Below are 10,170 nucleotides of genomic sequence, written 5' to 3'. Positions count from 1 at the left end.
GTGATGAACCTCTTGCCCTATCTCGTGATCGGCGCGCTGCTGTGGGTGCTGGTGCTGAAGTCGGGCGTGCATGCCACGTTGGCCGGCGTGGCGCTGGCGCTCACCATTCCGCTCGAGCGCTCGCCCGGCATCGGCCACGATGTCGAGCATTCGCCGCTGCACCGGCTGGAACACGGCCTGCACAAGCTGGTGCCGTTCATCGTCATCCCGATCTTCGGCTTCGCCAATGCCGGCGTCTCGCTCGGCGGCCTGAGCGTCGCCGCGCTCGTCGAGCCGCTGACGCTGGGCGTCGCCGCCGGCCTCGTTGTCGGCAAGCTGGTCGGCGTCTTCGGCTCCTCGGCCATCGCCATCCGGTTCGGCCTCGCCGACCTGCCGGTCAATTCCGGCTGGCTGCATATGCTTGGCATTTCGCTTCTGTGCGGCATCGGCTTCACCATGAGCCTGTTCATCGGCCTGCTCGCCTTCGCCGGTGACGCGGCGCTTCAGGACGCGGTGAAGGTCGGCATCCTCGCCGGCTCGCTGGTCGCCGCGCTGTTTGGTGCGGCGGTGTTGCTCACGGCGCCGGCGGCGGCCGGGGCTGAAGAAGATCTGGGCTAGAACCTCTCAAGGCACGATAGGCTCCGGCGGCAGGCCAAAGGCCGCGAACAAAGTGGGGCCGAGCGGCGGCACATAGATCGTCAGCGACGCGATTTTACCGTCGGCGGCTTCAATTACATGCAGCGAGTGCGGTCGCCACGCTTGATCCTGATGGCTCCGCGCGTAGACACCGACGGCGGGCTGGCCGTTGGCCCTGGTGGCCACCGTGCGATAGCCGGCAAAATTGCCCCACACGGTCCCGAGAAAGCCGCGGATCGCCTCGCGCCCCTGATACCATTCCCGCCATGGCGGCATGTGGTAGGTGGCGTCCTCCCGCAGCAGGTCGACGAGGCCGTCGAGATTGTCGGCCTGCCAGGCTTGCATGTAGCGTTCGAGCAGCAGGCCCTCTTGCTGGCTTGGCCGTGACGGCTGCGAGGGGCGCCCCTCGGGATATCGCTCTCCAAGCTTGGCGCGGGCCCGCTGCAGGGCGCTGTTGATCGAGGCAGTCGACCCACCCAGCAGTTGCGCCGTCTCGACGGCGGACCATCCCAGCACGTCGCATAAAAGCAGGGCGGCCCGCTGTCTTGGCGGCAGAAGCTGGATCGCCGCGACGAAGGCGAGTTGCACCGCCTCTCGGGTCTCGTAGCGCGCCTCCGGACCGGGCTCGACCTCGGCGAGGTTCGGAAGCTCGGTGTCCGGATAAGGCTCCAGCCAGGCGATCTCACCGACGGGGCCGCCAGTGGCGGCCCCGTCGGAGGGCGGTCGTCGGGGCAGTTCGAGTATGCGGCGCGACGCTGCTCTCGCCTTGATGGCGTTGAGGCAATTGTTGGTGGCGATGGCGTAGAGCCAGCCGCGCGCCGAGCCCCGCCCATCGAATTGCAACCTTGCGCGCCAGGCGCTGAGCAAAGTGTCCTGGACAAGGTCCTCCGCCTCGTTGAGCGAGCCCATCATCCGGTAGCAGTGCAGCTTGAGCTCGCGCCTGTGGGCCATGGTCAGGCGCTCGAAAGCTAACCGATCGAGGATCGGCTGGCCTGACCGGCCCAGAGGCTCGAGAGGGCCAGGAGCGTCAGTCATGCGGAGCCCCGAGATGCTGCAGTCGGCCGGCATCCTGCGCGCCTCATGCCGCCGCTGCAAGACCGCTGCCGCTGACAGTAAAGGAACTGCCTTGCAGCTTCCCGGTCGCGAGCTGCACCACCGCCCGTCCGACATCGTCCGGCGTCTGCATGTCGCTCAAGCTGGCCAGGAAGTCGGCCGGGCGGATGCCCATATAGGCGGCGATGCTATCGATGCCGCGATCGCCGACCCCGGTGCCCGGCATGATGCGGGCCGGCGAAAGCGCCATGAAACGCAGGCCGAGGCCGAGCCGGTCCGATTCTTTCTGGCAATGGCCGGCCAGGAATATCTGCATGCGCTTGGCGCCGGCATAGCCACCGGAATTCGGCGGTCCGCCGGTGATGGCGGCGCCGCTGGCGATCAGCAGCACCCGGCTGCCCGCTTTGAGCCGACCCTTGAGGGCTTCCCGGCAGAACAGGAAGGACGCCTTCACGTCCATCTCCCAGTTCGCCGAGAAGACCTCCCAGCTCTGCTCCTGTATCGGCGCGGCAGGGGCGAGCGCGCCGGCGCAGACCACCAGCACATCGGGAGCCAGCGTTTCGAAAACCGCCTGCGGCGCGGCTTCCGCCGTCGCGTCCATGCTGAGGGTCTTGAAGCCAGGGCGTTCCCAGGCGAGTTGCTTCAGGTCGGCGGCGCCACGGGCTACGGCCAGCACGGTCGCTCCCTCGCCAAGCGCGGCTGCGACGATCGAGCGGCCGACGCCCCGGCTGCCTCCGACGACGACGACATTCTGATTTTGCAACGATTTCATACTTCACCTCTTTTCCAGGCCGCCGGCCATCCGGACGCGCCTGTTGGTGAAGACAATCGGGATCAGCGGAAATCATCGGTGCGGAACGAAAATTTTTTCGCCAGCCTCGGGCAGCGGCTAGTTCGAGCCCAGCCTAATATGGGAACGTCGGCGGCAACGCGCTCACGCTTCGGAGCGAAAATCTACTCGCTCTCGCCATCCAGCGCCGGCACCGCGACGCCGGCGAGCTCGGCTGCCAGCAGCCGCGCGGCGCCCGCGCGGGCGATCCGCAGCATCAGCGACTTGCGCGTCGCGGCCGCCATGCGGTGCTCCGGCGCCTCGCGCAGGATCTCGGCGCCATAGCCGTCGGAGAGGATGAAGCCGCATTCCTCAGGAAAGATTTCCGCGGGCACGCCGGGATGCGTGGCGAAGAAGAAGCGGTCGGAGTGGAGGCGATAGTCCGGCCATTTGCGGTCGACGCGAAAATCCTCGATCGAGGATTTGATCTCGATGATCCAGATGTCGCCCTGCCGGGTCAGCGCGACGAGATCGGCGCGCCGCCCTGTCGCCAGGGAAAGCTCCGGCAGCACATGCGCGCCCATTTCGGTGAGCAGCCGCTGCACGCCGCGCCGCACCAGCATGGCGCGCTCCGACTGGCGGCCGTCGATCAGCGGGTTGAGGGGAATCGGGGAGACGATAGGCATGGCAGCACCATGCCAGATTTTGTTCACGGTTTGAACCCGTCGATTGCAGGCGACTTACCACGAGTGCGATAGGAATATGGTCCTGACAGGCCGGCCCTACCCTAGATACGTGTCACATGGTAAGGACCGCTGATGCGTGTCGCGAAGTTTAATTGCATATTGACGGCAATCGCTGCTTGGCTTCCTATGGCCGCAGTGAATGCTTCCGAAATCGCGCCCGCAAAGCTGGTAGAGAACTACATTAACCTCTCAGTCGAAAATCCCGAGCAGTCCAAGACGCTCCTAGTGCCGGATGCAACCGCCATCATATTTGACTACGGTTTGCCTTTGGCTGAGAATTTCCCAGAGTTCGTTAAACTTCTTCCCGGATCGGACTGTTCAAAGCCGCTCATTCAAAGTGAGGGAAAAGCTGCACACGCCACCGGCGTTCATGCAGACGCTGTCATTGTCAGAGTTGAATGGCAATGCACCAAGCCAACGGAGTCCGTGCTTGCGTCAAACGTGTTGCGCTTCATCGTCGCCCAGCAAAAAATAGCAATAGTTGTTTTCGAAGACCCTCCCGGCTATCCGCCCCGGTTGAACAGTGGGAACGCGAATACAGGCGATCGCTAGCCGCGATCCATCCCCGGTTATTCGTGGGTTTTATGGCGATCCGAGTCCATCTGTTTGTAAAGTACATAATCGCCCTAATGGGGGCGACTATATATTTGACAAACCAGCCAGCCTGATGGAACCACTGATGCCTGCCTGCGCATCTGGTGCCGTTCCGCTCTCTATCGGGAACTATCTGCCTTTCGCGTCCGTTGCTTCGGTGGACTGGTTCCAGGACGCCTGATGAAAAAAGCACGCATCCATGTGATCACCTTGGCGGTAGCCGACTTCGAGCGGGCACTCGCCTTCTACCGGGCACTCGGGCTCCAGTCTGCCGGTGTGACCGCAACGGAGTTCGCTGGCGACGATACGCATCCCGCTGGCGCAATCGTCATGTTCCACCTCGACGGCGGTCAGATCCTCGCCCTTTACCCGCGCAGTGAGCTCGCAAAGGACGCAGGCATCGCACCCGGGCCAGCGCGTAGCGGGGAGTTCAGCCTCGGCCATATCGTCGAGACCCGGCAGGAAGTGGACGCGCTGCTGGCCAAAGCCGAAGCGGCTGGAGCACCCGTCAGTGAACTGCACGACAGACCATGGGGCATCTACTCCGGTTACTTTCGCGACCCGGATGGCCATCTGTGGGAAATTATCCACAATCCAAACACGTAGCAGGCGAACAGCGCCGCTCTCCGCCTTCCCGGTCTCGCACCAGTTTGCTTTGAAGGCTTGTCGCTGGTCTACGCCTGCAACGCCTTCTCCTCTTCCACCACCCCCGCCATATCATCCAAAATCGGACACTCCGGCCGTTCGTCACCGTGGCAGGCGTGGATCAGCTTCTGCAGCGTCGCGCGCATCGACTGCAGCTCGCGCACCTTTTCCTCGATTGCCCTGACATGGGCGGCGGCGATTTCGCGCACGTCGTGGCTGGCGCGGTCGCGATCCTGATAGAGCGCCATGAGCTGCCTGCAATCGTCGATTGAAAAGCCGAGGTTGCGCGCCCGGCGCAGGAAAGCCAGCCGGTGGACGTCGTCGCCGGAATAATCGCGGTAGCCGTTCTCGGCCCTGGCCGGCCGGATCAGGCCGATCTCCTCATAATAGCGTATGGTCTTGGCCGGCAGTCCGGAACGCTCGGCGGCATCACCGACATTCATGGCGCACTCCTTGGTCTCCGATGGCCTTGAGCGGCCCCATTGATTTTGCTTCACAATCCTGTCAGCCCTGTTGCCGAAATGCCGCAGTTCGGCACTTACCAGCGGGTAAAGCCTTGCATATAGGCACCTCGCGCTTGGCAAGCAAAAGAAATGCCAGCATGAATGATGGCGACAAAGCGGCCGACTCGTGCCGCTGATATTTGGGCAGGGCGTCGGACCTATTCATGCGCTTGAAGTCACTTGCAATCCTCGCTGCTCTTGCGCTCTCGACCGCGGTCAGCGGCTGCAGCACGATCGGCTCGCAGCTCTTCACCAACAACTATGGCGCGATGACCGACGCCGGCTACCAGCTGCCGCGCGTCCCGATCGAGAAGGTGCCGGCGCGCTTTCACCGGCAGGAAGTGCGCTACGACTCCTCGGAGAAGCCGGGCACCATCATCGTCGACACCCAGAACAAGTTCCTCTACTTCATCGAGGGTGACGGCATGGCGATGCGCTACGGCATCGGCGTCGGCCGCGAGGGCTTCGAATGGCACGGCACCGCCCATATCGCGCTGAAGCGCGAATGGCCGACCTGGACGCCGCCTTCGCAGATGATCAGGCGCCAGCCCGAGCTCGCCAAGTTCGCCGGCGGCATGGAGCCGGGCCTGAAGAACCCGCTCGGCGCGCGCGCCATGTATCTGTTCAACAAGGGCGGCGACATGGGCTACCGCCTGCATGGCAGCCCGGAATGGTTCTCGATCGGCAAGGCGATGTCGTCGGGCTGCATCCGCCTGATGAACCAGGACATTATCGATCTCTACGACCGCACCTCGGTCGGGGCCAAGGTCATCGTGATGTGATCGCGATGACCGCGGACGAAAGCATTCATGCGCGGACCGTCTAGGCAACAACAAGACGTCCAAGAACAGAAAACCGGGCCGTTGGGGCCCGGTTTTTTGTTTTTGCGTATTGGATAGGAGAGAATTCGCTCCGCCGGGGCCGGCGAAGCGGAATTGTCAGGCGACCTGCTCGACCTGCTGCACCTCGGGAACGAAGTGGCGAAGCAGGTTCTGGATGCCGTGCTTCAGCGTCGCCGTCGACGACGGGCAGCCGGCGCAGGCGCCCCTCATGTGCAGGAACACGGTGCCGTTCTCGAAGCCGCGGAAGGTGATGTCGCCGCCGTCCTGCGCGACCGCCGGGCGCACCCTCGTGTCGAGCAATTCCTTGATGGTCCGCACCAGTTCTTCGTCGGCCTTGTCGTAGAACTCCCCGCCCTGGCCGGCATCGGCCGCAGGAGCCGCCGACGCCATGACCGGCGCGCCCGACATGAAATGCTCCATGATGGCGCCGAGGATCGCCGGCTTCAGGTGCTGCCAGTCGGGGCCGTCCTTGGTGACGGTGATGAAATCGTAGCCGAAGAAGACGCCGGTGACGCCGGGGATCTCGAACAGCCGGCCGGCCAGCGGCGAGGCCTCGCCTGCCGTTGCCGCGTCGCGGAAATCGGCGGTGCCTTCGCGCAGCACTTCCTTGCCGGGCAGGAACTTCAACGTCGCCGGGTTCGGCGTCGATTCGGTCTGGATGAACATGGGTATCTCCAGGCCCTTCCCGGGCCGATAGTTTGGAATAATTCTAAATAGGCTCTATCGGCTGGACATTCAAGCGAAACGCGACGCCCGAACGGCTGGCTGGCGGGGTGTTTTGTGGGCTTCTGTCACCCACGATGAGATGTGTTGGGACTCAGGTCAGGCCGAGTCGAAAATGGTGGCTTCCGAGAACCGGCCTACGCCGGCCGTAGCCTTCATAGAGCGGAGACCCTTATGAGGGCTTCGGCCGGCGAAGGCCGGAGCGGAGCGTACTTGAAGTACGTGAGCACCGGAAGCGCAGGAAGCCGCCATTTGCAGGCCGGCCTCACCTGAATACCAGCACATCTCAGGCCAGGCTCTCGATCTCCTCGTCCGACAGATTCTGCGGCACCACGGTAACCGGGATGGGGAAGGCGGCGCCCCGGCCGGCCACGGCGCTCACCAATGGTCCCGGACCTTCCTTGCCGGCACCGGCCGCCAGCACCAGGATGGCTATGTCCTGGTCTTCCTCGATCAGCTTGTGGATCTCTTCTGTCGGCTTGCCTTCGCGCACCGTCAGTTCGGGTTCGATGCCGACCTTCTGGCGCACCTTGTTGGCGTAGGTGTCGAGGGCCGCGCGCGCGGTCGCGTTGGCTTCCTCGCGCATGATCTTCTCGACGCCCAGCCAGTGCTGGAAATCATCCGGCTCGATCACATAGAGCAGCACCAGCACGCCATTGGTGCTCTGCGCCCGCTTCGAGGCGTAGGCGACGGCGCGCTCGCATTCCGGCGTGTCGTCGATGATCGCGAGAAACTTGCGGCGATGGCCGGCTTCGCGGCTGAGGCGTTTGGAAACCATGTCTGTCTGCTCGGTGTCAATTCGGCCGCAATCTGCCACCGCCACGGACCGGCGGCAAGCGCCAGCCGGCATGGCGATGGAAGTCAGTAAGGCAGGACCGGTCAGTCCTGCAGCAGGCCGATGATGTCGCGCACCGTCTTCATCGTGCCTTCGGCGATCGCCCGCGCCCGCTCGCCGCCATCCCTGAGCACGGCATCGACATAGGCGCAGTCGCCCTCGATACGGCGCATCTCGGAAGCGATCGGCGCGAGCTTCTCCACCGCAAGGTCGGCGAGTGCCGGCTTGAACACGGAGAACTGCTGGCCGCCATATTCCTTCAGTACGTCGGCCTTCGAGATTTCGGCGAGGCCGGCATAGATGCCGACCAGGTTTTCGGCTTCGGGCCGGCTTTCCAGCCCGTCGACCTCGCTCGGCAAGGCCGCAGGATCGGTCTTGGCTTTGCGGATCTTCTTCGAGATGGTGTCGGCGTCGTCGGTCAGGTTGATGCGCGACAGGTCCGACGGATCCGACTTCGACATCTTCTTGGAACCGTCGCGCAGGCTCATGATGCGCGCCGCCGGGCCGCCGATCACCGGTTCGGTGATCGGGAAATAGCCGTTCACCGTCTCCTCGCCGACCTGCATCTCGACCCCGACGCCGAGTGCTGCGATGCGCTCGGAGAAGTCGTTGTTGAACTTCTGCGCGATGTCGCGGGTGAGCTCGAGATGCTGCTTCTGGTCCTCGCCCACCGGCACATGGGTGGCGCGGTAGAGCAGGATATCGGCGGCCATCAGGCTCGGATAGGCGAGCAGGCCGAGCGAGGCGTTCTCGCGGTCCTTGCCGGCTTTGTCCTTGAACTGCGTCATGCGGTACATCCAGCCGATGCGCGCCACGCAGTTGAAGATCCAGGCAAGCTCGGCGTGCTGGATGACCCGCGACTGGTTGAAGACGATGTGCTTCCTGGGGTCGATGCCGGAGGCGAGGAACGCCGCGGTGATCGAGCGGGTCTGGTCGCCGAGATCCTGATGGACGAGCTGCGCCGTCAGCGAATGCATGTCGACGACGCAATAGATGCAGTCGGACTGTTCCTGGAGGGCGACGAATTTCTTGATGGCGCCGAGATAGTTGCCGAGATGCAGATTGCCGGTCGGCTGGACGCCCGAAAAGACGAGTGGCTTGAAGGCGGACATGAATTCCCCAGGGCTTGTGGAGGGCCGTATAAGCATGATTCCAAAAAGTTGCAGACTTTTTGGAGCCAATCATGCGGCTGGAAACCGCGCGCGGCGAAAGTCTTGCGACGGCGCGCTTATGGACGAAGGCGAATGCGGGATCAAGACTGGTGTTGTCGAAAGGCGGCCCGAGTTATTCGTCCAGGCCCGTCTTCGGTTCCGGCGGCGCAGATTTTGCTGAGCCCCGTTTCACGTTGCGCCGGATCATGCCGAAATCGGCGCCGCCGGTGCCGAACGCGGTAATGAAATAGAGCGCGGCACCCCCGCCGACCAGCGCAAGCACGGTCGTCGCCTTGATCACCAGCGGTGAACCAGGCCCAAGCTGGGTGGCAAAATAATGCTCGGCGAAGTAGAGCGCCGTGGCCATGATCACAGCGGACAGGACGAGCCTTGGAATGCGGTTCAAGAGCGGTATGTCGCGGCCCCAGTGGCCGCGCCGGATCAGCATGCCGAGCAGCATCAGCGCATTGACCCAGCCGGCGACGGCCGAAGCGACCGCGATGCCGGGCGCGCCCATCGAGGGGAACAAGGACAGCGCGATGGCGACGTTCACGCCGACCGAGATGGCGGCGAAGACCATCGGCGTGCGCGTATCCTCGCGCGCGAAATAGCCGGGCGTGAACGCCTTGATCAGCACGAAGGCCGGCAGGCCGAGGCCGAAGATCGCCAGGATCGAGGCGACGATCGGCGTCGAGTGGTTGGCGGCGAACGCACCGCGCTCGTAGACCAGCCGCACGATCGGTTCCGACATCACCCAGAGCGCCGCGGCGGCCGGCAGCGTCATGAACAGCGTGAACTCGACCGAGCGGTTCTGCAGGTTCGCCGCCTCGATCAGATTGCCCGACTTCAGCGCCCGCGACAGTTCCGGCAACAGCACGATCGCCACCGCGACGCCGACGACGCCGAGCGGGAGCTGGTAGATGCGGTCGGCATAGGCCAGCGACGACACGGCGCTGTTCTGCCCCGAGGCGATCGCCGTGCCGATAAGCTGGTTGATCTGGGTGATGCCGCCGGTGATCGCCGCGGGCAGCGCCAGGATCAGCAGCCGTTTGACGTTCGGCGTCAGGTGCGGCCGGCGGAAACCGATCGAGATGCCGGCATGGCGCACCGCCACCCAGACGATGGCGAGCTGGACGATGCCGGCCGCCAGCACGCCCCAGGAAAGCCCGTAGCCGACATCATGCGCATCCAGCCCGTGATACCAGGCATAGCCGAGCACGCTGATCAGGATGATGTTGAGGAAAGCGGGTGCGATCGCCGCGGCGAAATAGCGGCGGAGCGAATTCAGCATGCCCGCCATCATGGCGCCGAGCGACATGCAGATCAGATACGGGAACATGATCGTCGCCAGCCGGACGGTCGTCTCGAACTTGCCCGGAATGTCGGCAAAGCCCGGCGCCACCAGGTAGCGGACGATCAGCGGCATCGCCAGTTCCATGGCGATGGTGAGCGCGAGCAGCGCCGAGAACAGCACACCGAACACCTCCTCCGAAAAGCGCTTGGCGCCGTCGGTGCCGTGCGTCTCGATCTCCTTGGCGAAGAGCGGCACGAAGGCGGCGTTGAAAGCCCCTTCGGCGAACAGCCGGCGGAAGGTGTTGGGGAACTGGAAGGCGGCGTTGAAGGCGTCGGCGACGGGCCCGGTGCCGAGCGCCGCCGCCATCAGCATCTCGCGGCCGAAACCCAGCGCGCGGCTC

12 protein-coding genes are annotated in these 10,170 nt (G+C 64.2%); 4 read left to right on the top strand and 8 right to left on the bottom strand.

Features of this window, described 5'->3' with window-relative positions; all coding sequences use genetic code 11:
* Positions 1-597, top strand: a 597-nt coding sequence (locus EOA38_RS16995) for a Na+/H+ antiporter NhaA (RefSeq protein ID WP_189434715.1), incomplete at its 5' end; no start/stop codon positions are given.
* 6 nt (positions 598-603) lie between these two features.
* Here EOA38_RS16995 and EOA38_RS16990 read toward each other — a convergent pair.
* From EOA38_RS16990 to EOA38_RS16980, 3 genes are all read right to left on the bottom strand, one after another.
* The gene (locus EOA38_RS16990; RefSeq protein WP_127299756.1) at positions 604-1,650 is read right to left on the bottom strand and encodes an RNA polymerase subunit sigma-70; all 1,047 of its coding nucleotides are present in this window, start codon (positions 1,648-1,650) and stop codon (positions 604-606) included.
* A gap of 43 nt (positions 1,651-1,693) precedes the next feature.
* The gene (locus EOA38_RS16985) at positions 1,694-2,440 is read right to left on the bottom strand and encodes an SDR family NAD(P)-dependent oxidoreductase (protein ID WP_127299755.1); all 747 of its coding nucleotides are present in this window, start codon (positions 2,438-2,440) and stop codon (positions 1,694-1,696) included.
* Positions 2,441-2,622: 182 nt separating this feature from the next.
* Complete coding sequence (locus EOA38_RS16980) at positions 2,623-3,123, bottom strand: MmcB family DNA repair protein (protein ID WP_127299754.1); 501 nt, start codon at positions 3,121-3,123, stop codon at positions 2,623-2,625.
* Between the two features lie 132 nt (positions 3,124-3,255).
* Here EOA38_RS16980 and EOA38_RS16975 point away from each other — a divergent pair, with 132 nt between their 5' ends.
* Positions 3,256-3,735, top strand: coding sequence for a hypothetical protein (locus EOA38_RS16975; protein WP_127299753.1), 480 nt, complete (start codon positions 3,256-3,258; stop codon positions 3,733-3,735).
* Positions 3,736-3,957: 222 nt separating this feature from the next.
* Positions 3,958-4,383 (top strand): VOC family protein, encoded by a 426-nt coding sequence (locus EOA38_RS16970; protein ID WP_127299752.1) that lies wholly within the window; start codon positions 3,958-3,960, stop codon positions 4,381-4,383.
* A gap of 68 nt (positions 4,384-4,451) precedes the next feature.
* Here the strand turns inward: EOA38_RS16970 and cueR are convergent, their stop codons facing one another.
* Positions 4,452-4,865, bottom strand: a complete 414-nt coding sequence (gene cueR / locus EOA38_RS16965; RefSeq protein WP_127299751.1) for a Cu(I)-responsive transcriptional regulator — start codon at positions 4,863-4,865, stop codon at positions 4,452-4,454.
* 224 nt (positions 4,866-5,089) lie between these two features.
* On the opposite strand from cueR, the gene EOA38_RS16960 reads away from it, so the two are divergent.
* Positions 5,090-5,707 carry a L,D-transpeptidase gene (locus EOA38_RS16960; protein ID WP_127299750.1) on the top strand — a complete coding sequence of 206 codons (618 nt, stop codon included), beginning with the start codon at positions 5,090-5,092 and terminating at the stop codon, positions 5,705-5,707.
* A gap of 156 nt (positions 5,708-5,863) precedes the next feature.
* Here EOA38_RS16960 and EOA38_RS16955 read toward each other — a convergent pair whose 3' ends face one another.
* The 4 genes from EOA38_RS16955 to murJ form a co-directional block, all read right to left on the bottom strand.
* Positions 5,864-6,433 (bottom strand): NifU family protein, encoded by a 570-nt coding sequence (locus tag EOA38_RS16955; RefSeq protein WP_127299749.1) that lies wholly within the window; start codon positions 6,431-6,433, stop codon positions 5,864-5,866.
* Positions 6,434-6,776: 343 nt separating this feature from the next.
* Complete coding sequence (locus EOA38_RS16950) at positions 6,777-7,268, bottom strand: universal stress protein (RefSeq protein WP_126090515.1); 492 nt, start codon at positions 7,266-7,268, stop codon at positions 6,777-6,779.
* Between the two features lie 101 nt (positions 7,269-7,369).
* Entirely contained in the window at positions 7,370-8,437 is a 1,068-nt protein-coding gene (gene trpS, locus EOA38_RS16945) for a tryptophan--tRNA ligase (protein ID WP_127299748.1), read from the bottom strand.
* Positions 8,438-8,609: 172 nt separating this feature from the next.
* The coding region (murJ, locus tag EOA38_RS16940) for a murein biosynthesis integral membrane protein MurJ (protein ID WP_245480857.1) at positions 8,610-10,170 on the bottom strand (1,561 nt) is incomplete at its 5' end.

The organism is Mesorhizobium sp. M1E.F.Ca.ET.041.01.1.1 (assembly GCF_003997355.1).
Lineage (GTDB): Bacteria > Pseudomonadota > Alphaproteobacteria > Rhizobiales > Rhizobiaceae > Mesorhizobium.
The sequence above is the reverse complement of the archived record's forward strand: the minus strand, read 5'-3'. Positions and strand labels throughout refer to the sequence as shown.